The 25,468-nt window shown below is 65.0% G+C and carries 18 protein-coding genes, 1 other RNA gene, 1 pseudogene and 1 riboswitch; of the genes and pseudogenes, 6 read left to right on the top strand and 14 right to left on the bottom strand.

Going from position 1 to position 25,468, the window contains the following annotated elements; genetic code table 11:
- Positions 1-18 precede the first annotated feature (18 nt).
- The 5 genes from EBI04_RS01305 to ssrA form a co-directional block, all read right to left on the bottom strand.
- A complete protein-coding gene (locus EBI04_RS01305) occupies positions 19-2,151 on the bottom strand; it encodes a vWA domain-containing protein (RefSeq protein ID WP_135255714.1) in 2,133 nt (710 codons plus the stop codon).
- A gap of 21 nt (positions 2,152-2,172) precedes the next feature.
- Positions 2,173-3,372 carry a bifunctional 3,4-dihydroxy-2-butanone-4-phosphate synthase/GTP cyclohydrolase II gene (locus tag EBI04_RS01300; RefSeq protein ID WP_135257833.1) on the bottom strand — a complete coding sequence of 400 codons (1,200 nt, stop codon included), beginning with the start codon at positions 3,370-3,372 and terminating at the stop codon, positions 2,173-2,175.
- Complete coding sequence (locus EBI04_RS01295) at positions 3,372-3,956, bottom strand: riboflavin synthase (protein WP_135255713.1); 585 nt, start codon at positions 3,954-3,956, stop codon at positions 3,372-3,374. The genes EBI04_RS01300 and EBI04_RS01295 overlap by 1 nt, the downstream gene beginning before the upstream one ends.
- The gene (ribD, locus tag EBI04_RS01290) at positions 3,956-5,089 is read right to left on the bottom strand and encodes a bifunctional diaminohydroxyphosphoribosylaminopyrimidine deaminase/5-amino-6-(5-phosphoribosylamino)uracil reductase RibD (RefSeq protein ID WP_135255712.1); all 1,134 of its coding nucleotides are present in this window, start codon (positions 5,087-5,089) and stop codon (positions 3,956-3,958) included. The genes EBI04_RS01295 and ribD overlap by 1 nt, the downstream gene beginning before the upstream one ends.
- Positions 5,090-5,091: 2 nt before the next feature.
- Positions 5,092-5,212: riboswitch (FMN riboswitch) on the bottom strand.
- Positions 5,213-5,475: 263 nt separating this feature from the next.
- Positions 5,476-5,822: a transfer-messenger RNA gene (ssrA, locus tag EBI04_RS01285) on the bottom strand.
- A gap of 158 nt (positions 5,823-5,980) precedes the next feature.
- Here ssrA and rimP point away from each other — a divergent pair.
- The 6 genes from rimP to EBI04_RS01250 all read left to right on the top strand — a co-directional run bounded on the left by rimP (position 5,981) and on the right by EBI04_RS01250 (position 13,320).
- Positions 5,981-6,406: a ribosome maturation factor RimP gene (gene rimP, locus EBI04_RS01280; protein WP_240695423.1), complete on the top strand. Its 426-nt coding sequence runs from the start codon at positions 5,981-5,983 to the stop codon at positions 6,404-6,406.
- 23 nt (positions 6,407-6,429) lie between these two features.
- Complete coding sequence (nusA, locus tag EBI04_RS01275) at positions 6,430-7,593, top strand: transcription termination factor NusA (RefSeq protein WP_135255710.1); 1,164 nt, start codon at positions 6,430-6,432, stop codon at positions 7,591-7,593.
- Positions 7,593-7,871: a YlxR family protein gene (locus EBI04_RS01270; protein ID WP_135255709.1), complete on the top strand. Its 279-nt coding sequence runs from the start codon at positions 7,593-7,595 to the stop codon at positions 7,869-7,871. Before nusA ends, EBI04_RS01270 begins: the two co-directional genes overlap by 1 nt.
- Positions 7,840-9,555, top strand: a complete 1,716-nt coding sequence (gene infB, locus EBI04_RS01265; RefSeq protein ID WP_135255708.1) for a translation initiation factor IF-2 — start codon at positions 7,840-7,842, stop codon at positions 9,553-9,555. Before EBI04_RS01270 ends, infB begins: the two co-directional genes overlap by 32 nt.
- Positions 9,556-10,090: 535 nt before the next feature.
- Positions 10,091-12,298 carry a protein translocase subunit SecD gene (gene secD / locus EBI04_RS01255; protein WP_135255707.1) on the top strand — a complete coding sequence of 736 codons (2,208 nt, stop codon included), beginning with the start codon at positions 10,091-10,093 and terminating at the stop codon, positions 12,296-12,298.
- Between the two features lie 77 nt (positions 12,299-12,375).
- A complete protein-coding gene (locus EBI04_RS01250; protein ID WP_135255706.1) occupies positions 12,376-13,320 on the top strand; it encodes a hypothetical protein in 945 nt (314 codons plus the stop codon).
- A gap of 7 nt (positions 13,321-13,327) precedes the next feature.
- Here the strand turns inward: EBI04_RS01250 and EBI04_RS01245 are convergent, their stop codons facing one another.
- The 9 genes and pseudogenes from EBI04_RS01245 to EBI04_RS01205 form a co-directional block, all read right to left on the bottom strand.
- Positions 13,328-15,949, bottom strand: a complete 2,622-nt coding sequence (locus tag EBI04_RS01245; RefSeq protein WP_135255705.1) for a hypothetical protein — start codon at positions 15,947-15,949, stop codon at positions 13,328-13,330.
- Positions 15,950-16,189: 240 nt separating this feature from the next.
- A complete protein-coding gene (locus EBI04_RS01240) occupies positions 16,190-17,563 on the bottom strand; it encodes a phosphoribosylglycinamide synthetase (protein ID WP_135255704.1) in 1,374 nt (457 codons plus the stop codon).
- 31 nt (positions 17,564-17,594) lie between these two features.
- Entirely contained in the window at positions 17,595-18,602 is a 1,008-nt protein-coding gene (locus EBI04_RS01235) for a hypothetical protein (RefSeq protein ID WP_135255703.1), read from the bottom strand.
- A 102-nt stretch (positions 18,603-18,704) separates the two neighbouring features.
- Positions 18,705-19,991, bottom strand: a complete 1,287-nt coding sequence (locus EBI04_RS01230; protein ID WP_135255702.1) for a tail fiber domain-containing protein — start codon at positions 19,989-19,991, stop codon at positions 18,705-18,707.
- Between the two features lie 11 nt (positions 19,992-20,002).
- Positions 20,003-20,134, bottom strand: a complete 132-nt coding sequence (locus EBI04_RS13730) for a hypothetical protein (RefSeq protein ID WP_276605490.1) — start codon at positions 20,132-20,134, stop codon at positions 20,003-20,005.
- Positions 20,135-20,145: 11 nt separating this feature from the next.
- Entirely contained in the window at positions 20,146-20,598 is a 453-nt protein-coding gene (locus EBI04_RS01225; RefSeq protein WP_135255701.1) for a cupin domain-containing protein, read from the bottom strand.
- 71 nt (positions 20,599-20,669) lie between these two features.
- Positions 20,670-20,945: a hypothetical protein gene (locus tag EBI04_RS01220; RefSeq protein ID WP_240695341.1), complete on the bottom strand. Its 276-nt coding sequence runs from the start codon at positions 20,943-20,945 to the stop codon at positions 20,670-20,672.
- A gap of 634 nt (positions 20,946-21,579) precedes the next feature.
- Positions 21,580-21,857, bottom strand: a pseudogene (locus EBI04_RS13920) (nuclear transport factor 2 family protein).
- A 603-nt stretch (positions 21,858-22,460) separates the two neighbouring features.
- Positions 22,461-25,406, bottom strand: coding sequence for an ATP-binding protein (locus EBI04_RS01205; protein WP_240695340.1), 2,946 nt, complete (start codon positions 25,404-25,406; stop codon positions 22,461-22,463).
- Positions 25,407-25,468 lie beyond the last annotated feature (62 nt).

The raw sequence follows: 25,468 nt of genomic DNA, 5'->3' as shown, positions 1-25,468 counted from the left end.
GCCTCCTTGCAAGAAAGGCTACCCCCTAGGGAACCGGACCAGTGTGCCCTGGCTCACTCGAATTTCAAGGAACCTTTCTAGAAGAAAGAGGACCAAGGCCAGAAGGAGGAGGTAGGGGCGCAGGGGGAGGGGGGTAGAGGCCGGCTGATCCAGCTCCTCGAGGCCCAGCAACCGCCCCCCGGAGGCCTTGACTAGCGCTTCCAGCACCGCCTTCCCATCCCTCGGGGTCCACTCCCCGGGCAAGGGAAAGGCCAGGGGCAGGCGGCGCGGGCCGTCCAGGAGTACCCCAGGAGCCTGGGCCTGGACCTCGTACCGCCTAGGCCCCGTGGGCACCAGGGGCATCTCCTGGCCCCCGCTTAGGAAGAGGGGGCGTTCCAGGTGGCCTAGGACCACCACCCGCGCCCCCTTTCCCTCGGGATAGGCGTACAGGGCGAGGGCCTTCTTGCCCCCCATGAGGTAGCGGGCGAGGCCGCCCAGAAAAGAAGCCGCGTCCTTCCAGCCCCGCCAGGAGCGGAATAGGTCCGTGGCCAAGGCGGCCACCCGCCCCTCTCCCCTCTCCCCCAGGGCCAGCACCGCCCTGCCCTCGCTTTCCAAAACCACCTCCGCCCAGGGCTCGGCCCGGGCCGGAAGGAGAACGGAAAGGGGGGGTGGGGAGAAGCCCTGGGTCAGGGGATGGGGCCTGGCCCTGACGGGGAAACGGCCCTCCAGGCCCTCCCCCTGGAAAACCTCCTGCCCTTCCTTCAGGAAAAGCCGGGGAAGCTCCCCTGCGGTGGCCGCCTGGTAGTACCGCCCCCCACCCCTTTCAGCGAGGGCTTTTAAAAAGGCCCGGTCGGCGTCGGGCCCCAGGGCCATGGCGCTCACCTCGAGGCCCGAGGCCCCCGCCAGGGCCAGGATGGGATCCTGAGGGTCGGCGATAAGGCCATCGCTGAGCACCAGGATCCCCTTGCGCTCCACCGGCACCCCCTGCAAAAGCCGCACCGCCTCCCGGAAGGCCGGGCCCAGGACCGTCCCGCCCCCCGCCCGCACGGAAAGGAGGAGGCTTTCCGCCTCCTTCTTCCCCTGCTCCGTCATGGGCCTAGGGGGGAAAAGCACCCGATGGGTAGAGGAAAAGAGGACCACGCCCAGGTAGTCCTCCTCCGCCGCGGAGCGCAAGAGCTCCAAGGCCCCGGCCACGGCCATGGCCAGCTTCTCCCCCTCCATGCTCCCCGATACATCCATTACCAAGACCAGAGCCGCCCCCTTCCGGCCCAGGGGCTTTAAGGGGAGGTCTTCCGGCAAAGCCCGGTCCCAGCCGCCAAAGAAGAGGCCCTTAGGGGTGGCGGTGAAAAGGAGGGCGCCCCCTTGGCGGAGGTAGCCCCTCAGAGCCTCCGGGGCTCCCTCCGGAAGGTCCAAGACCCCGAGGCCCACCGCCACCAGGTCGGCCTCGAGGGGCAGGCGGAAAGGGCCTTCCTCCACCTGGAAGCCCTGGGCCTCCAGGTACCGGGCAAGGGCCGCATCCCCCAGCACCAGGGCCTTGCCGCGGTCAGCGGGTTGGAGGTTCACCTGGGCCTCGCTCCTGCCCCAAAAACCTTCCGCCACCGCCCGCACCTCCGCCTTTTCCGTGAGGGGAAAGGTGTACACCAGGCTCTTGCGCCCCTCCACCCGAAGGCTTCGTTCCCAGGTCCCTGCGGGACCCTCCACCCTCAGGCGTGCCTCCACGGAGAGGGGCGCCTCGAGGACCACCCCCACCCCCACCGTTTCCCCGTACAGGGGGTAAGGTGGGGGGACCAGCTCCACCCCCACGTGGGGCTTGGGGGGCACGTAGACCGCGTCCAAAGTGAAGGGAGCGGGGATGGGCTCAAAGAGCCCATCGGAAACCAACACCACGCGGCTTGGCCTCAAGGCCTCCGCCTCCTGGAAGGCGGCCTTCAGGTCTGTCCTCTCCCCCAGGTCCAGCCTGCGGGCCGTGGGAGAGGGAAGCCGCACCGCCCGCTCCGCAAAGGCCACGTAGATCCCATCCTTGGGCAGGCGCTCCGCTAGGGTGAAGACGCCCTCCCGGGCCGAGGGGGAGAAGTCCAGGAGGTAGACCACCCGGCCCGGCAGGGGCCACCTGGGGTCCAGGAAGGCCAGGAGGAGCAAGAGGAGCACCCCTCCCCGCAGGAGGCGGAGCATAGCCCTATCCTAAAGGGCACCTCAGTCCATCCAGTGCCCCAGCTTCTCCTTCTTGGCCTGGAGGTACCGCTCGTTGAAGGGGTTGTCCCCGGCCCGCAGGGGAATGCGCTCCACGATCTCGATGCCGAAACCCGACAGGGCCTTTACCTTGCGGGGGTTATTGGTGAGGAGGCGCATCTTGCGCACCCCCAGGTCGTAGAGGATCTGGGCCCCCACCCCGTAGTCCCGTAGGTCCGGCGGAAACCCCAGGGCCAGGTTAGCCTCCACCGTGTCCAGGCCTTGGTCCTGCAGGTGATAGGCGCGGATCTTGTTGATGAGCCCAATTCCCCGTCCCTCCTGCCGAAGGTAGACCAAGACCCCCTTCCCCTCCTTGGAAATGCGCTCCAAAGCCAGGTCCCGCTGGAAGCCGCAGTCGCACCTCAAGGAGTGCAGGGCATCCCCGGTGAGGCACTCGGAGTGCATGCGCACCAGGATGGGCTCCTCAGAATCCCAGCTACCCATGACCAAGGCGGCGTGCTCCTCTCCCGTGAGGGTATCCCGGTAGCCCAGGATGCGGAACTCGCCAAACCGGGTGGGTAAAAGGGCCTCCGCCTCCCGTTTCACGTAGAGGTCCCCCTTCTCCAGGCGGTAACGGATGAGGTCGGCGATGGTGCCCACCTTAAGGCCGTGGCGGCGGGCAAACTCCAGGAGGTCCGGGAGCCGGGCCATGGTGCCATCCTCCTTGAGGATCTCGATGAGGCTCCCCACCGGGGTAAGCCCGGCAAGGCGCAGGAGATCCACCGTGGCCTCGGTGTGCCCCGCCCGCCGCAAGACCCCTCCCGGCCTGGCCACCAGGGGAAAGATGTGACCAGGGCGCCGGAAGTCCTGGGGGGTGGCCTCCTGGTCCGCCAGAAGGCGGATGGTGGCCGCCCGCTCAAAGGCGGAGATCCCCGTGGTGGTCCCCCGGGCATCCACGCTCACCGTGAAGCGGGTGCCCTGGGGATCCTGGTTCCTCTCCACCATGAGGGGCAGGTCCAGGGCCTTGGCCCGCTCCTCCGGGAGGGCCACGCAGAGGAGCCCCCGGCACTCCTTGAGCATGAAGTTCACCCACTCCGGGGTCACGTGCTCTGCCGCCATGATGAGGTCGCCCTCGTTTTCCCGGTCCTCGTCGTCCACCAGGATCACCGGGCGGCCTTGGCGGAGTTCCTCCATGAGTTCCCTGACGCTGGCCAAACCCTCCATCATTCCCCCTTCACAAGCCGCTCCAGATAGCGGGCGATGAGGTCCACTTCCAGGTTCACCCCATCCCCCACCTTTAGGCTTCCCAAGTTGGTGACCTTAAGGGTGTGGGGGATGAGAGTGACGAAGAAGTCCTGCCCCTTTAAGCCCGCCACCGTGAGGGAAACGCCGTTTAAGGCCACGCTTCCCTTCTCGGCAATGTAGCGGGCAAGGTCTTGGGGAGGTCGGAAGAAGTAGTCCTTGGCCCCCGGGGCCTCCCGGATGGCCACCACCTCCGCCACCCCGTCCACATGCCCGGTGACGAAGTGCCCCCCAAGCCGGTCCCCCACCTTAAGGGCTCTCTCCAGGTTGGGCCGGTGCCCCACCCGCCAGGTGGGGGCGGCGCGGCGTAGGGTTTCCCGGGCAAGCTCCACCCAAAATCCTCCTTCGTCCACCTCCACTGCGGTGAGGCAGACCCCATCCACCGCCACCGAATCCCCCACCTTTAGGTCAGAAAGCACTTCCCTGGCGGCGATCCTGACCCTGAGAAAAGGACCCTCCCTGACCTGCACGATCTCGCCGGTTTCCTCCACCAATCCCGTGAACATCACCCCTCCGGGTATGCCTCCAGCCAAAGGTCCTCCCCGAGCCATTCTCTTCGGACGAGCCTCAGCCTCCTGGCCTCGGCCATGCGCTCCAGGGCAAACCCCTCCAAGAACCCCCTCCCCTCTCCCAAGACCTTGGGGGCCAGGAAGAGAGCCAGCTTGTCCACCAGCCCCCTTTCCCAAAAGGCCCCGGCTAGGCGGGGGCCCCCCTCCAGGAGCACCCCATCCAGCCCTTCCTCCAGAAGGAAGGCCAGGGCCCTCTCGAGGCTCACCCTTCCCCCTTCCCGGGGAAGCTCCACCACCCGGGCACCCGCCTCCTCGAGGGCCCTAAGCCGATCCTTGGGCGCACCCTTGCCCACCAGCACATACACCCGGGCGGGTTCCCCCCGGGGCCCCTCGCGGAAAATCTGAGCCGTGGGGGGGGTGCGGCCTTCCGTGTCCAGGACCACCTTCACGGGGTCCCTGAGGGGCGGGGGCTCCAGCATGAGGGGAAAGGGCCTGAAGTCGGGCTCCCGCACGGTGAGCCAGGGATCGTCCGTGAGGACCGTTCCCACCCCCACCATCACCACGGGAAGCCACTGGCGGTAAGCCTGGGCCACGCGCCGGCTTGCCTCCGAGGACACGTAACGGGCATCCCCGCCTACGGCAGCCACCTTGCCATCCAAGGTCAAGGCAGCTTTGAGGAGCACGAAGGGCCGGCCCTTTTTCTGCGCGTGGAAGAAGACCTCGTTCTGCCCCTGGGCCTCAGCCTCTAGGAGCCCAGCCTCCACCTCCACCCCCCCAGCCCTAAGCCGTTCCAGACCCCCTTGGGCCACGGGATTGGGGTCCCGAACCGCCACCACCACCCGGGCTACCCCCGCCTGCAAGAGGGCGAGGGAGCAAGGGGGCGTGCGCCCGTGATGGTTGCAAGGCTCCAAGGACACGTAGGCCGTGGCCCCCTGGGCCAAGGCCCCCGCCTGCCTCAAGGCGAAGACCTCCGCGTGGGGCTCCCCGGCCCTAGGGTGATACCCTTCCCCCACGATCCGGCCTTCCCGCACCAGCACAGCTCCCACCAGGGGGTTAGGGTGGGTGTGGCCTCGAGCCCTCTCGGCCAGCTGCAACGCCCTACGAAGGAACCTTTCGTCCAGCTCTCGCAAAAGACCTCCTTCTCCCATCCGGACTTTCACCGTCGGCCCCGGAATTCCACCGGATCGGGCCCCGAAGGGGCTTCGCGGGCTTTCACCGCCGGTGGGGACTTCCACCCCGCCCCGAAGGAGGTGCCAGGCGGCACCAAACTTACTTTACAACCGAAGGAAGATCACAAGCTGGGATGGACTACCTTAAGACCCTCACCCCGGGCCAGGACCAGAAAGTGGGTGTCCAGGGTAAGCACCGGGCTCAGCCTGGGAGCGGCCCTCCCGCCGGGCCTTAATCTCCAGCAGAAGCTTCAAGGACTTGAGCAGGTACAGGGTGGTCTTTTCTAGACTGCTATACTACATGTGTCAAAAACAAAAAAGGGCCTTCACAGGCCCCTTTTTTCCATTGGTGGAGGTGGGGGGAGTCGAACCCCCGTCCGAAAGTCCCTACGGCAGGCCTCTACGCACGTAGTCCGCGTTTTGGGTGTCTTCCTGGCTTGGCCCGCGGACGGGCGGCCAGGAGCAAGCCCCGCTTCACTTCGCCTTGGGTTACGGGGCCTAGCCAAGGCTAGCCGGGTTTGTGTCCCCGCGTCGGTGAGCCCCCGGCAGGGCTACCGGGCGAGGTCGCGGTCATTAAGCCGCGAGAGCGTAAGCAGGCTTGTTGGCCTTTATTCTTTTGCGGGTTTTTACGAGGCCACCCGCACCTCGGCGCGCCACCTGCCTTCGGCGACCCCCGTCGAGACCGTTCACCCCCATGCGATTGGCCGGGCTCGGACCGGCAACCTTGAGTGTACCAGGCTAAAGGGGTTGTAGTCAAGGGGGTTTTGGGTGTACACTAAGTCCAGTGCTCCCAAGGGAGGGGGGTGGGTGTAAGCCCACCCTTCCTTTGTGAAGGGAGGTAGGGAGGTGCCTGTGGACCTTTGGCGGTTGGTGGAGGAAGCGGTGGAGCCCCTGGGCCTCGAGGTCCTGGAGGTGAAGGAAGCCCCCGGAGAGGTCTTGGTCCGGCTGGAGCGCAAGGACGAAAGGCCCATCCACGTGGCCGACCTGGAACAGGCCAGCCGGGCCATAGAAGCCATCCTTGACCGGGAGGACCCCATTCCGGGAAGCTACCGCCTTCTGGTGGAGTCTCCCGGCCCCAAGCGCCCCCTCTTTACCCGCCGTCACTTCGAGCGCTTCCAGGGCCTAAAGGCCAAGGTGCCGGGGCCCGAGGGCTTCACCGGGCGCATCCTTCGGGTGGAAGAGGGCGAGGTGGTCTTCCAGGTGGGCCAGGAGGAAAAGCGCTTGAGGATCGGCACCTTCCGCGCCAACCTTGCCGAGTGGCCCGAGGAGCCCAGGTAACAGCTTAGATTCAGGGAGGAGAGATGAACCGGGAATTTATAGACGCCATGCAGCAGCTGGCCTTGGAGCGAGGGGTGACCACCGAGGAGGTCCTCGAGGCCTTCAAGGAAGCCCTGCGCAAGGCCTACATCAAGCGGCAAAAGGGGTACCGCAAGGAGGAGATCGATGCGGGCAAGGGTCCGGAGGTGGACGTCTATATAGACCCCCAGACCGGGCGCATCGAGATGGTGGAGGTCCGCCGCGTGGTGGAGAAGGTGGAGGACCCGGACAAGGAAATTGCCCTCTCCGAGGCCCTCCAGTATGACCCCGAGGTCCAGGTGGGCGACGAGATGGAGTTCCCCATCGACCCCGAGGGCCTCTCCCGCATGGCCATCCAGGACCTACGTCAGATCCTCACCCAGCGCCTCAAGGAGTCCGAGCGCAACCGCATCTACAACGAGTACAAGGATAAGGAAGGCCAAGTCCTCACTGGGGTGGTGACCCGGGTGGACAACCGGGGCAACGTCTTCGTGGAGCTGGGCCGGGGGGAGGCTTACCTCCCCAAGAGCGAGCAGATCCCCACGGAACGCTACTACCCCGGGCAGCGTCTCAAAGTGTACCTGAAGAAGGTGGACCGCTCCGCCAAGGGCCCTTCCTTGATCGTAAGCCGGGCCCACGAGAAACTTCTGGAGCACCTCTTGAAGCAGGAAGTCCCCGAGATCGCCGAGGGCATCGTGGAGATCAAGGCCATCGCCCGCGAGCCCGGCCGTCGCAGCAAGGTGGCGGTGATGACCCACAACCCCAATGTGGACCCCATCGGGGCCTGCATCGGCCACAAGGGGCAGCGCATCCAGGCGGTTTCCGCCGAGCTAGGCCGGGAGAAGGTGGACATCATCCTCTGGGCCAAGGACCCCAAGGACTTCATCCGAAATGCCCTCTCTCCCGCCGAAGTGGGCTCCATCGAGCTGGACCCAGAGGGCAAGAAAGCTCGGGTGAAGGTGACCAAGGACCAGCACTCCCTGGCCATCGGCACCGGGGGTCAGAACGTGCGCCTGGCCTCCAAGCTCACGGGGTACGAGATCCACTTTGAGGAGGCAGAGATCTCCGACCTGGACGAGGCCATTCGCAAGGCCGCCAAGGAAGAGGCGGAAACCACCAGCCGGGCGAAAGAGGAATTCGAGAAACTCTTCCGGGATCTTTCCGAGTAATGGCGAAGCATGTCCCCATCCGCATGTGCGTGGCCTGCCGCAGGAGGCGGCCCAAGGGGGAGCTTTTGCGGATCCTGCTCATGCCGGAGGGGTTTCGCCTGGACCCCACGGGGAAACTGCCGGGCAGGGGGGCCTATATCTGCCCCGACAACCCAGAGTGCTGGACGGAAAAGAAACTCAGGCGCTTTACTGGGGGCCGAGCCAGAGCCTTGTCGGAAGCGCTTGTCATCCTTTTAGGAGGTACGGATGGCCAAAATACGCATCTACCAGCTGGCTAAAGAGCTGGGCATGACCAACGAGGAACTCCTGGAGCTCCTGGACCAGATGGGGGTTGCCTACAAGTCCCACGCCTCCACCCTTTCCGAGGAGGATGCGGAGGCGGTGCGGGACCTGGTAAAAGAGCAACGGGGCCTGCAGGAGAAGCTGGCGGAGGAGGAACGCAGGAAAGCCCTACCCCAAAGGCCTCCCGTGGTGGTGATCATGGGTCACGTGGACCACGGGAAGACCACCCTCCTAGACTACCTGCGGAAAAGCCGCATCGCCGAGAAGGAGGCGGGGGGCATCACCCAGCACGTGGGTGCCTTTGAGGTGAAGACCCCTCAGGGCACGGTGGTCTTCATAGACACCCCGGGGCACGAGGCCTTCACCACCATAAGGCAGCGGGGAGCCAAGGTGGCGGACATCGCTGTCATCGTCATCGCCGCCGACGACGGGATTATGCCCCAAACGGATGAGGCCATCGCCCATGCCAAGGCAGCCGGGGCCAAAATCATCTTCGCCCTGAACAAAATGGACCTACCCCAAGCTGACCCCGAACGGGTCAAGCGCCAGCTGATGGAGCGGGGCTTCGTGCCCGAGGAGTACGGCGGGGATGCCATCGTGGTGCCCATCAGCGCCAAAACGGGCCAAGGGGTGCAGGACCTTTTGGAGATGATCCTCCTCATCGCCGAGCTGGAGGACTACCGGGCCGACCCAAACGCCGAGCCCAAAGGGGTTATCCTCGAGTCCAAGCTGGACAAGCAAGCGGGGATCATCGCCAACATGCTGGTCCAGGAGGGCACCTTCCGGGTGGGGGACCACGTGGTGGCCGGGGAGGTCTTTGGCCGCATCCGGGCCATGATGGACGCCGATGGCCACCAGCGCAAGGAAGCGGGCCCGGGAAGTGCCGTGCAGGTTTTGGGCTTCCAGGAGCTTCCCCACGCCGGGGATGTGGTGGAGTGGGTACCGGACCTGGAGGCCGCCAAGGAGATCACCGAGGAGCGCAAAGAGGAGCGCAAGGCCCGCGAGGAAGCCGAGAAGGAGCGCCGCCCCAGGACCATGGCCGACCTGCTCCGGGCCCTGCAGGAGGAAGGGCAGAAGGAGGTTAACCTCATCCTCCGGGCGGATACCCAGGGTTCCCTGGAAGCCATCCAGCACATCCTGGCCAAGGAAAGCACCGAGGAGGTCAAGATCAACGTTCTCTTGGCCCAGGTGGGGGCCCCCACGGAGTCCGACGTGCTTTTGGCCCAGACCGCGAACGCCGCCATCCTGGCCTTCGGGGTGAACCCCTCCGGTGCGGTGAAAAAGGCGGCGGAAAGCAAGGGGGTTCTCCTCAAAACCTTCCGCATCATCTATGACCTCATCGACGAGGTCCGATCCATGGTCAAAGGGCAGCGGGAGCCCAAGTTCAAGGAGGAGGTCCTGGGCCGGGCCGAGGTGCGGGCCATCTTCCGCCTGCCCGGGGGCAAACAGGTGGCGGGATGCATGGTCACCCAGGGTAAGGTGGTGCGTAGCGCCGAGGTAAGGGTTTTGCGCAAGGGCGAGGAAATCTGGAAGGGGAAAATGGCCAGCCTCAAGCGCTTCAAGGAGGACGTGCGGGAGGTGGCCCAGGGCTACGAGTGCGGCATCGGCCTCGAGGGGTTCGACGACTTCCAGGAAGGGGACATCATAGAAGTTTTCCAGATGGTGGAGGTGCCAGCGTAGGAGGTTCCTTGCGCTGGATCGGGCGGTCTTTCTTTGCGGCGTGCCCTAAGGCGGCAGGGGTCTTTAGGCCCTCCTTGGGGCAATGGAAGACCCCAGGGAATGCTTGGGGAAGGTTAGGGCTGGCCCTGGCCATCCTGGCCCTGGTTCTCCAGGGCCTACCCCCTTTCCCTGCGGGAAAGGGAAAGGGAGAAGCCGGGCTTCACGCCAAGGGACCTGCCTGGGTCCTCAAGGAGGACCGCCAAGGAAACGGGCCTACCCCCCTGGCCCAGGCTCCCACCCGGCCTCCCCATTTTTCCCTTAAGCCCCAGAATAGGAAGGCCAAGCCGCCGTCACTGGAAACCTCTTCCCCATCCCACCTTTACCTCCTTTATGGCCGCCTCCAGATGGACGGGGGCTAGGGCCTGGCATCCTTTCTTCTTGCGCTGGCGCAAGCCCAAAAGACCGTCCGGCGCAGTCTAAGGTTAGGCTCTGGTATACGGCTTTAAACCCTTCTGCTAGCGAATCGGGCACCTGTGTGCCCCAAAAGGTGAAGAGTATGAACCGCAAGCTTCTCAACGGACTGCTCCTCCTAGGCCTTTTTCTCCTGGCCCTTCTCATGGTTTGGAAGCCCTGGGCCCCTGGGGAACCCAAGGTAAAGCTGGGCTTAGACCTTAAAGGAGGTCTGCGCATTGTCCTCGAGGCCGCCGTGGAAAACCCCACCCCCGACGACCTGGAAAAGGCCCGCACCGTCTTGGAAAACCGTATCAACGCCCTGGGGGTGGCGGAACCCTTGATCCAGATCCAGGGGCAAAAGCGCATCGTGGTGGAGCTCCCTGGCCTCTCCCAGGCCGACCAGGACCGGGCCCTCAAGCTCATCGGCCAGCGGGCGGTGCTGGAGTTCCGCATCCTCAAGGAGGGGGCCACCGGCACCACTGTGGCCCAGATCAACCAGGCCCTGCGGGAAAACCCCCGCCTGAAGCGGGAGGACCTGGAGAAAGACCTGATCAAGCCCGAGGACCTGGGCCCGGCCCTTCTCACGGGAGCGGACCTGGCCGACGCCCGGGCGGTTTTTGACCAGTTCGGCCGTCCCCAGGTAGCCCTCACCTTTACCCCGGAAGGGGCCAAGAAGTTTGAGGAGGTGACCCGGGCCAACGTGGGCAAGCAGCTGGCCATCGTCTTGGACGGCAAGGTCTACACCGCCCCCGTGATCCGCCAGGCCATCACCGGGGGTCAGGCGGTGATCGAGGGGCTATCGGGCCTCGAGGAGGCCAGCGAGATCGCCCTGGTGTTGCGTTCCGGGGCATTGCCCGTGCCCCTCCAGGTGGCGGAGATCCGGGCCATCGGTCCCACCCTGGGTCAGGACGCCATCCAAGCGGGCATCCGCTCGGCCCTCATCGGCACCCTGGCCATCTTCCTCCTCATCTTCGCCTACTACGGATTTGGCCTCGGCCTGGTGGCCTCCTTGGGCCTCATCTACACCTCCGTGCTCATCTTGGGGCTCCTTTCGGGCCTGGGGGCCACCCTGACCCTCCCCGGCATCGCCGGCTTGGTCCTCACCCTGGGGGCTGCGGTGGACGGGAACGTGCTTTCCTTTGAGCGCATCAAGGAGGAGCTCAGGGCCGGGAAGAAGTTCCGCCAGGCCATCCCCGAGGGTTTCAAACACTCCACCCTGACCATCCTGGACGTAAACGCCGCCCACCTGCTGGCGGCTGCCGCTCTTTACCAGTACGCCACCGGGCCCGTTCGGGGATTTGCGGTGGTTCTGGCCATCGGGGTGGTGGCCAGCGTCTTCTCCAACCTGATTTTCAGCCGCTACCTTCTGGAGCGCATGGCCGAGCGCGGGGAGATCCGCCCTCCCATGTGGCTGGTGGACCCCAGGTTCAACTTCATGGGCCCAGCCCGCTTCGTCACCGTGGCCACCCTGCTCCTTGCCGTACTGGCGGCGGGGGTGGTCTTTATCAAGGGCTTCAACTACTCCATCGACTTCACCGGGGGTACGGCATACACCCTGCGCACGGGCCCCGAGGTGGGCGTGGACACCCTGAGACGCTTCCTGGAAGCCAAAGGCTTCCCCGCTAAGGAAGCGGTCATCACCCAGGTGCAGGCTCCCACCGCCGACTTCCGGGAGTTTTCCCTCAAGCTCCCGCCGCTTTCCGATGCCAAGCGTCTGGAGCTGGAGCGGCTCTTTCCCACGGAGCTAAAGGCCAACGTCCTCACCTCCGAGACGGTGGGCCCCGCCATCGGCTCCGAGCTAAGGCGAAACGCGGTGATGGCGGTCTTGGTGGGCCTTGGCCTCATCCTCCTCTACGTGGCCTTCCGCTTCGACTGGACCTTCGGGGTGGCCAGCGTCATCGCCGTGGCCCACGACGTGGCCATCGTGGCGGGAATGTACAGCCTCTTAGGCCTGGAGTTCTCCATCCCCACCATCGCCGCCCTCCTCACCATCGTGGGCTACTCCATCAACGACTCCATCGTGGTTTCAGACCGCATCCGGGAAAACCAGAAGCTCATGCGGGGCATCCCCTACCGGGAGATGGTGAACCGCTCCATCAACCAGACCCTCTCCCGCACGGTGATGACCAGCCTCACCACCCTCTTACCCATCGTCGCCCTCCTCTTCCTGGGAGGAAGCGTCCTCAGGGACTTCTCCTTGGCCATCTTCGTGGGCATCTTCGTGGGAACTTACAGCTCCATCTACGTGGTGAGCGCCCTGGTGGTGTTCTGGAAGGAGCTACGCCGGGGGCAGAGCAAAAGGGCGGCCTAAAGCCTTGAGCCCTCCTCCTTGGGTTCCATTGGAACCCGGGGAGGAGGGCTATCCTGAAGGGGAGAACAGGAGGAAGCATGGTAGCGGTGCGTACGCGCCTCATGGGCTTGGGCTTCTTAGCCCTGGCGCCTTGGGCTTCGGGCCAGCCCTTGCTCCTTGGGCGCTGGGAGGAGGTGGAGCACCTCTGGGCAAGTGAACTCGTCCGGGCAGCCCTCGAGGCCCAAGCCGAAGCCCCTTCGGACCAGGCCCTCTCCGACCTTGCCCAGGGGCTTGTCCTCCTGGCAGGTAACCTGCGCCCCCACCCCGACCTCCAGGCCCAGTTGGAGACCCTCGCTACCCAGGTGCGGCAGCTGGCCCAGGAAGGTCCCCAGGGACTCCGGCCCCTCTTACCCCAAGCCTTCCAGCTTCTGGAGCAGATACAGCAGGTCTTGGTGCCCCAGCTGGACCCGCCCCTTGTGGCCGGTCTTCTGGTCCAGATGGCCCTGGGGGAGGACGGGGTGGCCGCGAGCTACCGCGGGGGCTTCCTGGGGAAGAGGGCGGCCTACCGCCGGGGATTCTTCCTCCTGTGGCGGCTCCAGGTCCTGGCGGAGGACCTCAAGCCCCACCTATCCCCTGCGGCCTGGTCGCAGGTGAGCGAAGCCCTGGCGGCCCTGTGGGCGGTTTACCCGAGCTCGGAGCTTCCCGTCCACTTCCGGGATCCCGATGAGGTTCGGGAAGCTACCTTGGACCTGGCCTACGCCCTCGAGGCCGGCCTGGGCATGGACCTGCTCCCCCGGGACCCACAGCAGGGCCTGGCCCACCTGCGGCACCTGCTGGAACAGGTCTGCCCGAGCCCCCTGAACGGCGGGCACGAGGGGGCCGCCTGGGCGTCCAGCCGCCTCTTCTTCCTCTCCTACCTCCTCCCCCTCCTGGGCCCTAGGGTCCCCGGCACCGCGGAAGCCCTGGCCCAGGCCCTAAGGGAGGAGGACTGCCCCCGCCTTTTTCCCCTCCTGGACGAAGCTGGGAAAGGTCCCTGGGAGTGAGGGCGGCCTAAGGGGGAAACCCCAGCTCCTCCAGGGCCCGCTGGCGCAGGCGAAGTCCCTCCTCGTAGGCGGGGGTGCCCTGCAGGCGCAGGAGGGCCGTTTCGTCCAATGGATCCAGGCGCAGGGCCGCCAGCCAGTCCCCAGGGTGGGGGCTTTGCAATAGGGTGCGGCGGCGCTCCTCCAACCACACCCGCGACCCCTCGTCCAGCACCGGGTGGTCCAGGCCCCGGTAAGGGGGGGCGAGGGGCGCCTCTGGGTCCCAAAGGTCCAGGTAGAGCTCGGGCGCTCCGCGGTTAAGCCCGTAAGGGCGGGTACGGAGGAAGTAGGGAACCACTCCCTTGGGCCGGCCCGGCTCCAGGGCGTTCACCACCTCCCACCACAGGACGCGGAACTCCCCGGGGGATACCCCCAAGGCCTCCAGGAGGTCCTCCTTCTCCCAGTCCCTGGCGCTCAGGAGGGCGAGGAGGAGCCGGGCCTTCTCCCGGCGGAAGCGGACGGCCTGGCCTTCCACCCGGACCGCAAACCCACCCAGGACCCGGATCTCCACCCGCACCCCGGGGTGGTAGGGAACGGGAAGGCGGCCAAGCCGCCAAAGGGCCCGGCGTACCCGGGAAACCGGGGGTGCGAAAAGCGTCCGGTGAGCCAGGAAGGGGTAAACCCGCAAAAGGTCTTCCCATCCATCCCCAAAGGGGTAGGCCTCGGCCAAAGCCCGAAGGAAGGGGTCCAAAAGGGGCAAGGCGGGCAAGGAAAAAACCTCGCCCCGCCGAAGCCAAGCCAACGTCATCATAAGGGTGAGGAAGCCTTCCACCCAGAGATCCCCAGCGGTCCGGGCCAGGCGGACCATTTCCCTATAGGCCTCCTCATCCCCCAGGGCAGCCAGACCCCCCAGGGCCTCCGCCTTAAGCCGCGCTGGACCGCCTTCCGCCATGGCCAAGGCGGCCTGGTAGGCTGCCTTGGCCTCCTCCAAGCGTTCCAAAACCAGAAGGGCATGCCCCCTCCTGGCCTGGGCCAGGCTCATGCCGAAAGGACTCCCCAGCACCTCGGCCTCCCAAAGCCCTCGCTCCGCCCATCTGAGGCCCTCCTCCGCATCCCCTGCCACGCACTCCAAAAGGGACCGGAGAAGGGTACCCTCTCGATGGTTCTGCGGCGGCCGGTGCAGGCCGGGGTCCTCGCTTTCCCTGAGGCGGGCCAGGGCCTCTGCAGGCCTCCCCTGCCTCAGGAGAAGCCTTGGCCCAGAGAACCCTAAGGCTTCCGCCTCCGCTACCCGGCCCTCGTTGAGAAGGTTCTCCGCCAGGAGAAGCCTGGCTTCCTCGGGAAACAACCTCGAGGCCTCCTCCAGGTAAGGACGTCCTCGAGCCGGTTCCACGGTGTCCAGGAAAAGCCGGGCTAGACCCAGGTAGGCCCGAGCCTCCCCCGCCCTAAGGGCCTTCTGGTAAGCGGCCTCCGCTTCCTGGTAGCGCCCCGCCTGGCGCAAGGCCTCAGCCTCCAACAGGTCGAGGGCGCGCCGTCCTTGGCGCAAGCCTTCCGGCAGATGGGCCAAAAGCCGGAGCACGGTGTAGGTGAGGCCGTGCGCCAACCAGGAAAAGCCTTCCTGCGCCAGGAGATCCGCCACGTGGCCCAGCCTGCCTGCCTCCAAGAGGTACCCGGCCGCCCGGATCCCCTCCCCGCGGGCTAGGGCTTCCGCCGCCGCCTTGGCCAAAAGCCCCCGGGCCTCCGCCTCGGGAAGGAGGGTTTTCAAGGCGCTACGCACCAGGGGGTGAAAACAAAGCTTCCCCTCTCGCCTCTCCAGAAGAAGGTCCTCGGCATAGGGTAAAAGGGCCTGGCCCTCCGCCTCCGGTACCTCCCCCAAAAGTGCCAGCCTCGAGGCTTCCTGCAAAACTCCCTCGGGAAGCCCATAGGCCAGGTAGGCCAAGAGCCCCTCGGCGCTTTCCAGCGCCAGCTCCGGCCTAAGCCCCCGGCGCATGGCCAAAAGGGCCACCCGGAGGCCCAAGGGCCATCCCCTCACCAGGGAAAGGGCTCGTTCCACCTCAAAGGCTGGAAGTTCCGGGGCCAAGGCCCTGGCCAGCTGGCAGGCCTCCTCGGGATCAAAGGCCAACTCTCGCTCGGAAAGCACCGTGAGGAAGGCAAAAGGTGTGGCCCTTCGCGAAAGGAGCAAGAGCCTTAAACCAGGAAGCCGGACCAGGCCCTGCACCACCTTAAGTAACCCTGGGCTTTCCGCCCGATGGACCTCATCCAGCACCAGAAGGTGGCCACCCAAGGGCTCCAAGGCACCCAACAAGGCCTCCAAAGCCCTGGGCCAGGCCCCCGCCTCCAAAAACTCCGCCACCTTCTGAAGCTCGGCCCGGCCTTGGTAGGCCGCCAGAAGGTGCCACAGGAAAACCGCCGGGTCCTTGGCCTCCTCCGCCAGGGCCACGTAGACCCCGGAAAACTCCGAGGCCAGGCTGGTCTTCCCGTACCCCGCCCCCGCAGCCAGGACCACCCCGGGGCTTTGGCGGAAGGCTTCCTCCACCAAGCGTCTTGGGCGGTCCCGTCGCACCTCCTTGGCCGTACGAGGGAGCAGGAGCCTGGAGGCGGGCACCGGGTAGGGCACAGTCTTATTCTCCCCGGGAGCCGCTTTAGAGGCAAGCATGCACCCGGCAGCTTAATCTCCCGTCAGAGCGCACCACGAGTCCCTCGTCTTCGCTAGCGCACACACAACGGCTGTCCACCGTCCTGAAATCCGGGGGAAAAACCGCCCCGCCCACGATAGATAGCCCGCTGAGAAGGGGTTGTGAAATGCGCCGGTTATCGTTTCATCACAGCCACCTCCCCGTCAACGGGGCTCGGCATAGCCCCGGTTCGCAGACCTGCCCATTCGAGTCCTAATGCCTTACCTGCGCTCGAAGCGAAGCTCCCACCCTGTATTCATCGGATCGGGTGCGGTATAGGCATCGCCCGGCTTCTGCAGGCGACTGAGGTCTACCACGAAAGAAAGTTCACCCTGATCCGAATACCCAGGAAAGGTCGTGGCAATACACCCCTCGTCGGTGCGGAAGAACAAGATGACCGAGGGAACCGTCCTACTGCCCTCCAAGGCGAAGAAGTAATCCTTGTCAGTCGCCCCCATGAACTTCCCAGAACTGAGGGTCAGGTGCTCGTAATCCCCGTCCAGTTGGAAGCTGCAGACCCCCTGCTCTAAACCCGGCTCGAGCCGGACGTTGGCTTCGGTGGAGGGAGTGTTCTGCATGCTGCCCACATAAGAGCCGCTGCCGTTGGGTTCGCTGGAGAGCCAGAGATCAGCCTCAAAGCGGTCCTGGACGTCGGCAGTGATGCCGACATTAATGGGATAACCAACGTAGCTGAAGGAACCGATCACGTGAACCTGAGCGAGGGCGTCATAAATGGTGATCCTCGAGGTGAAGCGCTTGGTGACGTTCCGCTCCTCCCAGGTCATGTCGGCGGTGACCGTCACCGGGTTGGGGCTGGGGACCTGGGCCGGGGCGGTGTAGGTGGCCCGGGAGCTTGGCTGTGAGGGGGTAACCGTGCCGTAGGCGCTGTTGCCCCCAGGGACCCCGTTGACCGCCCACCTCCCCGTGCGCACCGAGTAGTCGCAGACCTCCCGGTCCTTGGGAATCAGCGGTGCCAGAAGAAGCCCTTCCTCATCTTCGAAAGGCTCGGGCACCGGCCCAGCGTACTTCTCCAGCACACAGGCGATCACCATGAGCCCGATGGACTCCCCCACCTTGAGGCGGGCTTCCTCGGGGATGAACACCCAGAAGGTCTTCCGCACCCAGTCGCTAAAGTGCCTGGTCTCCACGGTGAGGATCCGGGTCACGGGGTCTACCGTGCTCCCCAGGTGAGCCCACCAAACGCCCTTCCCGTCCTGGAATGCCAGCCCCAGCCCCTCGGGCCTGGCCCCCTCCAGTTCCTCCTCGGCGTAGCGGAAGATGAGCTTTACCGGCTTCGGGAAGGTCCTTCCCTCCGGGGTGAGCCGGTAGCCGCTCCCCAGGCCCCTTGCGGTGTTGGTGATGGGCTGGATGCCAAACTCGGTGGGGGCCTCCACGGTCCCCGGCGGGACCTCGAGGGTGAGCACCCCATCCGCCGAGGCCAGGCTGCCCCCCTCGGGCCCGATGGTGGCCGTCACCGGATCCCCGGTGGGAGTGCCCCTGGGGGTGGGTTCCGGTTCAACTGGCCGGGGGCCGCTGCTACAAGCCCCCAGGAGTCCCAGGAGCAGGGCCGCTGCCAAGTAGCCTATCCTTGCCATGGTTGGAATCCTCCTTTCACTAAACCCCTCCCTAGCGAGTGAAGGGGGACCATTCCGGGTAAGAACCCTGGGGATCCACCACATAGGCGCGCATGGAGGGGCCCATTCCATCAGTGACCCAAAGGCCCCGGGCATCGGCAAAGACCATGGCCCGGCCGTCGGGGGAGATGGCCCCCCCTTGGGGCTCCCCCTCGAGGGGAAAGCCCCCTTCCGGAATCCAGCCCACGGCGCACTTCCCCCCGCCAAAGCGCACCGCAGAATCCCCCTGGCAGGCGCGCATCTCCTCCAGGCTGAACTCGGCCACGGCCCGCTCCTCCGGCCGGGCGGGGCGGTAGGCGATGGCGTGCCATCCGGTAATTTGCTCCTCGTAACCCACGATTTGGTAAGTGGCCCCGATCACCAGAAAGCGCGCACCGTTGCGGGCGATGTCGTAGGTCTCGTAGCGAAGCCCCGGGATCTCAAACTGGTAGGGGCTCCCCTCGCCTTCCCAGCCGCTCTTCGCCCCGCGCACCAGGTAGGGATACGCCCCCCCACCCGAGAGGATGAGGCGCTCGGCGGTCATCCAGCGGGCGTGGTAGTAGCTCGAGCTAAACCTCCCCCAACTGCCCCCGGCCACCCCGGCGGCGGCCCAGCGGTCGGAGAAGGTCAGGCCCACGCGGGCGGGGTTGGGCCCCAAGGGGGTCACGACCACGTAGGCAAAGGCGAAGAGGCTCCCATCCGGCGATAGCTCGGCGTGCACCAGGTTGATAATCTCCCCTGGCGGGAAAGCCCGCTTCTGCCCGTCGGGACGGATGGTCACGAAGTGCGAGCGGCCGGCGACCGTCTGCACCGCGCCGATGGTGCCGTCGTCAGCCAGGGAGGGGTTGTGGTAACCCCCGTCCCGGGTCAGCTGCCGCCGAACCCCGGTGGAAGGGGTGAAGGTCCAGATGTTTCCCTGCCGGAGGTAGATGATGGACCCTGGGAACGAGCTTAGGGGGTTGCCCTGGCCCCAGATAGGGGCCAGGAGCAAGAGCCCCAGGGCCAGAAAGCCGGTTGCCATTCCCCTTAGCACAACTCCCTCACCCTATGAGCATTCCTGGAAGTTCACCCGAGTCCAGGGAGACAAGCAAGAGGGTTTCCTGGCCCACCTTGCAAAGCACCTTCATGGCTTTCTCCCCTCCAGGGCTAACAACCGGGCCTCCAGGGATTCAAGCCGGGCTTTGAGCTCCTGGTTCTCCCGGTAAAGGGCCTGGATGGCGGCCAGAGCCACCCCGTCGGCGTCCACCGTGCTGATGTGGCGGTCGTCCTCCCCTAGGCCAAAGGCCGCCTTGAAGTCCTGGGCGGTGGGTCCCAGGTGGCGCACGCCGGACCCCTGGGCTTGGTAGCTCCACTCGTAAATGGGCATGGCTGCCAAGCGATCCAGGACCGCCTTGGGGTTCACAGCAACCAGGCCGGTCTTCACCGCGCGGTCGCTCAGGCTACTCCAGCTGCCCGAACCGGGGGCCAGGCTGGCCCCGCTGGTCAGGTTGGCGTTGGTGTAAAAGATGGCTCCGCCAGAGGCCCGGACCACGAACTGGTTGTCTGCGCTCGAGGCCACATCGGCATTGGTGAAGTCGCCCCAGACGAAAGCTCCATTGTGTTGGGCTTTGGCCCGATACCCGACAGCGAAGCTGAAGCTCCCACTGGCAACGTTGTGTTTGCCGCCCGGCACCACCGCGTTAGCTCCAGAAGCGGTATTCTCCGACCCACCCCCGACAAAGGACTCAAACCCGCTGGCGCTGTTGAAGGCCCCGCCTACCACGCTGGCAAACCGCTGGCTTTGTACATTGTGATCCTCGGTGCCCGCCCGGTTGCCCGCCCCACCCCCAACAAAGCCATAGTTGTCTAGTACCTGGTTTGTGCCCGGGTAAAACTCATTGGTTCCTCCCCCGGCAATGGTGGCCCCCCGCACACCCTGGGCCAGAGAGTTGAACACGTATCCGCCAATGAGGTTCACACTGCCATTCGAGGCGGCCTCAAACCGGTAAACCCGCTGGTTGTTAACCCGCACCACCAGGGGTTGATCATCGATGGTACCCAGGAAGTGGGTGGTGGGGTCGGTGCCGACGTTGCCGGAGAGCCCCCAGCCTGGGTTGTCACTCCCACCGCTCAGATCGTCGGCCCAGACCAGCCCTCCGCCCTGGAACTTGAGCACCTTCCCCTCGCTAGCCCCATTGCCGGTCCTAAGCTTACTGGCACTCACCGCGCCGTCAGCCAGGCGCTCAGTGGTGACGGGAGCCTCGAGGGCCACCACCGCATCCCGCAGGGTTTTGAAGTTAGCGTTGACCTCAGCGGATTTGATGGGCGTGCCCGGGCTGAAGCTGATCAGATTGCCCACCGCAGCCACATAAAACCCCATGGCCGAAAGGAGAAATCCCAGCGCAAAGTACTTGAGCCTTTTCCCTTGCATGTACCATCACCTCACTGCCAGCTTGCCTGGTCCCACTGGCTCTGGTCCCAAAGCCCTGCCTCGGCCTGACCCCCACCCGGACCGGTGCAGGCAGCCAACAACAGCACCAAAAGCCAGAACCAGCCCATTAGCTTTGCCTTCACCCCTCACCCCCTCATCCCAAGGGCGGGCCCACGAACTCGATGCCATAGGTCTCCGCGATCCTTGCGATCCGCTCCATTTCTTCAGGGGTGGGTGGGCCGGCAGGGGGAGGTAGCTCCTCCCGCTCCGCTGGCCGGCTTATAGCCCGCACGAAGCGCTCGAAGTCCCGGTGGGCGTTGACCGTAACCCAGCGGGCTCCCTCAGGGGACTCCACCTGGTGGGTATGGGGCACCCCCTTGGGGCCTAGGATTTCCTCAAAGGGTAGAGCAAGCCGGGATGTATCCCCCACGAAAAAACGGATCGCACCTTCCAAAACGATAAAGACCTGGTCCTCGGTGTGGTGGATGTGCAGGGGTGGGGAATCCCCAAAAGGAGCCCAATGCTCCATGACGGAAAGGCCATCCTGGCCCTCTACTTCCGAGACCCAGATGCGAACCAGGGTATTGAAGAACCAAAGAGCCTGCATACCTCCTCCTTAGGCACATAGGGGTGGGTGGACAACCCACCCCTCTACGTGAGGACTCCTTCAAGCCCTCCTCATAGGCAGTACCCCGTGTGTTCTGCGTGCGGCACAAAGTAGGCGTGGACGTCGTAGTGGGGAACCTCGTAGCCCTCGTGGCCTCCGGGCTGGAACTCTATGTCCACATGGTCTATGGCATGACCCTTCAGGGGCCTCAGCACCTCGGTCCAGGACTTGCCAGCCACAAAGTCGGCCTGGGAAACCATGATCTCCACGAACACCACCTTCTCCCCCATGACCCCGTAGATGGGGCCAAAGGGAAGGTCCTGGGGCTTAGCCCAGTGCTCACCCATCCCCGGAACACAGGAGCTTACCTGGACCACGCCTTCTGGCAACCCCAGGGCTTTGGCCTTTTGCGCTGGTGGTTGCGCCAAAACACCTACCAATAAACCCGATAGCGCAACTACAAATCCGAGAAATCCCAATCTAGCCATCCCTTGCCTCCTTGCCCAACCGGTAATCCAGCCAGGCAGGGTCAAGTTAGCAAGCGCAGGATGACCGAAGGATGACAGCACCAGGTTCGGGGTGCTTCCGAACCGATGCGCTGATTCCTTCACACCTGTGTGAGCATTTTCGGCGGCACATCTGGAGCGATAGCGCACCCCTTGATCCGATGCACACTTCAGCTGGCAGTTCGGCTCCAGCCGGGTAATCCAAGCCAGCTTCGAGAAGCAGAACCGTACGGCCTCTACCCTCGCTCAAGCGGGCAGTCAAGACGCATCCCGCCGAACCTGCACCCATGCTCGCGATATCGAATATCATGCCACCCCCTAGGTAATCTCGCTACGTACTGCCTATCTGCGCCTCACTGCGCCGCGAAGCGCAGCGGGACGACGTCAGGCGCAAGCGCGTATTGGGCAGCGCTGTTCATCCGAATGGCGACCTTGGGTTAGGCCATGCCGAGAACTATCTGCAGCAGTCACCCACCTAACCTTTGACGTAGGAGAACTTCTCAGCTACCTTCCCATCCCGTACACGAAACACATCCACGCCGTGCAGATACCACGGCGTTCCTTCTTTCGTCTCTCTGTAAACCCATCGGACAACGCACTGATCGGCGACGGCAAACATTTCTCAACCTCAAAGAGCGCATCTGGATTTGTCGCGAAGAATCGTTCCCAGAAGGCACGGACAGCCGCCTGGCCCTCATAACGCCCGCCATCCGGGGGCGGATAAGTGTTTTCGAACACACAGTCCGCGGTCATGGCAGCCATGGCCGCGCCAACATCATGTCTGTTGATGGCGTTGTTGAAGCGCTGAACCGCTTCGAGCGTGAATTTTGTCAGCATTTCTTCGGGCGCGTTGGCGGACATCTTGACGATACCTGCCAGTTCGATCAGCACATTGGGTTCGTCACCAACCACCCAAGCGTCATGCCCAGGATGTATGACCGCCACATCCCCCGGACCGAATTCCATCTCGGTGCCGTCATCCATCCGCACCCGTTGCCACCCTGCGAAAAAGATCTTCACATGGAACCGCTGGCAGCTTTCGCCGCCCACGACCGGCTTGACGTGCTTGGACCACTGCCAGCCCGGCTCAAGGGTTTCACGGTAGAAGGTCAGCCCCCCGACACTGATCACGTCAATCTTGCCCTTTTCAAATGGCCGCCGCGTTTCATCTGGGATATCGAAGCTCTTGCCCGTGATCTTCTCGATTTTCCCTTTCATGTGTGCCTCTTTAGGTTAAACTTGCCCAATAAATACAGGGATGTGCCATCTTTTTCTTCCCTCCATTCCCTACCCAGCGGTAAACCCAGCCGGGTAAGGTTAGGTTAGATAGCCCCGGATGACTGGAGAATGACAGGTTCAGGGGGACTCGAGGCCGAGAGCTAAGCCAACCTCCTCGAGGGCTCTGCGGTCGGCAGGACCCAAGGCCCCGAGGGGAATCCGCCCCAGGAGCATTTGCACCCGGGCCTCCCCAAGCCGAGCACCCGCCACCGCCACCTGGGCCAGGGCCCGCGGGGCTCCCTCCAGGCCCTCAGCCAAGGCCAGGGCCTCGGTAAGGGCTTGTCGGGCAGGCTCCACCCGGCCCAAAGCCATGAGCGCCTGGCTGGTATAGGCCAGGCTCAAGCAGGCGTAGGCCCGCCCAAGGTGCTCGCCTGGACGCTCTGCCAAGAGCTTCAAAGCAGGCTCCGGTTCGTTGGCCTCCAAATAGGCCCGCGCCAACACCAAAGCCAGATACTCGCTTACGTCAAAGGGTCCCAGGGCCCATGCAGCCCGGGCCAGCTCTCGATGGGCCAGGGGCTCGCCCCGCTCCACGTCGGCCCCCACCAGGAAGGCCGCTACCAGGACCTGCCAGTAGGGATCCTGCTTCTGGGCCAGGTAGTAGCCCTCCTCCAAAAGGGGATAGGCCTCCGGGAAGCGGCCCTTATGGGCGTATAGGGCCCCCAGGTAGGCCAGGATGCGGATGCGGTGGCGGGGGTCGGGATGGCCATGGGCCAGCTCAGGCTCCAAAAGATGTATGGCTTCATCGGCCCGGCCCAATCCCCACAAGGCCGCAGCGTAGGCGGTTCGGGTCAGGTGCACAAGCTCCTCGTCCCCAAGCTTTTGGGCTAGCAGGTAGGCTTCGCCGGCATACTCCGCCGCTCGGGGATGATCACCGATAGCGAGATAGGCGCGGGCCCGTAGGGCTTCTACCCGCACCTTAAGGGGCAGCGGACCGCTGAGCAAGTCCACCAGCAAGGCGTCGGCTTCACGGTACCGCCGCTCCTCGCGGTAGATGTCGGCCAAAAGAAGCTGGGCCTCGACCCAGGCGGTCTCCTCCATCTCGCTTCGCTCGGCTTGGCCATGGCGGAACACCTTTTCCAGCATGGCCTTGGCCTCGACATAAAGGGCCTGCGCCTGGAAGTCCCGCGCAGCAACCAGCCAGCAGCGAGCAGCTACCTCTGGTCTGCCAGCCTCCAGCCAATGCTGGGCGACGCGGGCAGGGTGAGCCCCGGTTTCGGCAAGGACCTGGGCGATCCGGCGGTGCAGGTGGGCCTGAAGTGAAAGCGGGATCCGTTCCTTGACCGCCTCCAGGAGCAAGTCATGGGCAAAACGGCCTTGGCGGAGAACCCGCGCGGCCTCGAGCTCCGCCCACGGCCCGGCCAACTCTAGGGGTGCGCTCTCAAGCACCCCAGCAGCCACCTCCAGGCTTAGGTCATCCCCCAGGACAGCCGCCACCTGGGCCAGGCGCAGGGCCGTCGGCGACAGCATTCCCACGCAGCGAATCGCCAGAGCCTTGGCCCGGTGGGAAGTCGGGAAACGACTTGGGGCCACCGGCCACTCCCCCACCTCCCAAAGGGTCCGCAGGGTCTCCAGGATGTAGAAAGGGTTGCCCCCAGCGTAGTGAAAGAGGGTTGGGGCGAGGTCCCTGGGGGACAGGCCGGGAAGGTCTAGTGAGGTTAAAAATGTCTCCACCTCGTCGGGCTGAAGGGGCTTGAGGTCGATGCATACTGCCAACCCTGCCTCCACCAACCCGTCCATGATGGCCTGAACCTCAGGAGGAAGCTCCCCCTGGCGGTAAGCGCCGAGAAGGCGGGGAACACTAGGGGAAGCAGAAGCAAGCTGGGAAAACATATAAGCGCAAGCCTCGGCACTTGCGGCATCCAGGTACTGCAGGTCGTCCATCGCCAACACACCCACGTGTCTTCCCAGCTCCCGCGCCGCCTCTACCAGGGCGGTGAAGAGGCGGAGGCGGTCGGTGGAGTCCTTCCAGGGCGGCAGATCCAGGGCAAAGACCTCGGGGAGGATACGGCCCAGCTCCCGCCGTACCCATGAAGGCAAAGGAAGATCGGGGCACCGCGCAATGACCTCCCGCCACCCCCGAGCGCAAAAGGCATAGGGTGTCCCCTGGTCCCCAGGCAAACCCGGCATCCAGACAAAAGAACCCTTTGTCCTAGCAAAATCCTTTAAAAGCCGGGTTTTGCCTATACCCGGCTCACCCGTTAGGAAGATAAGCTTCCCTGCCTCCCAGGCCTCCTCCATCCGGCCCCAGGCCTCTTCCCGGCCCACCAGCACTGGGGGTTCCCCAAGGGAAAGGGGGATCTCTCGCCTTGGCTGTGGCCTGGCCAAGGGAAGAGCAATCCCCCGCTCTATCACTTGCACCAAGGCCTGGGTCTCGGGTAGGGGGTCCACCCCAAACTCCCGTCTGAGCCGCTCCCGGCCTTGATGGTAAACGGAGAGGGCTGCCCCCCGGTCCCCTCGCAGGTAGTATAGGCGCATCACCCGGCGCAGGTGCTCCTCGGAAAAGGGGTCGGCCTCCCATAGGCGCAGGGCCAGGGCTAAAGCCTTCCTCAGCTCACCTCCCTCCTCCAACCGCCTGGCCTCGTTTTCCAGAGCCTCTCCCCACAACCCCGAAAGGTGCTCCCGCTCGGCCTCCAGCCAGTCCGCAAAGTCGGGGCAGTCGTCGTAGTCGTAGCCTGCTAAAAGCTCGCCCTCCAAATCCGCCACCTGGGCGTATTTGCCCTGAAGGGTGAGGGAGACAAGCCGACCCACATCGGTCTCCAAGTCCTCGGCAAGCTGGAGCACCGCCTCCCCTTTTGCAGCTTCATATCCACCCGCTGCCTCACGGAGCCTCCGCAAGGACTGGACCAGGTTGTTGCGGGCGGCCCGCTCATGGGTCTCCGGCCAAAGAAGACCGGCCAGCTTGGAACGGGGTGTGGGTCCCTCGAGGGCCAGGTACGCCAGGACCCCGGCTGCCTTGCGCTCCAAAGGTACCTGCCGGTCCCCTAACCCCAGCGAAGCCCCTCCCAGGAGATGCAGCGTAACCACGTACCTCCCCTAACTCCCATCAGTGTAGCTTCGCCCCCCTTGTTGATTTGTAACGCATGGGT

The organism is Thermus caldilimi, assembly GCF_004684245.1.
In the GTDB taxonomy this organism is placed as follows: domain Bacteria; phylum Deinococcota; class Deinococci; order Deinococcales; family Thermaceae; genus Thermus; species Thermus caldilimi.
This window is presented reverse-complemented; position numbering and strand designations above follow the sequence as displayed.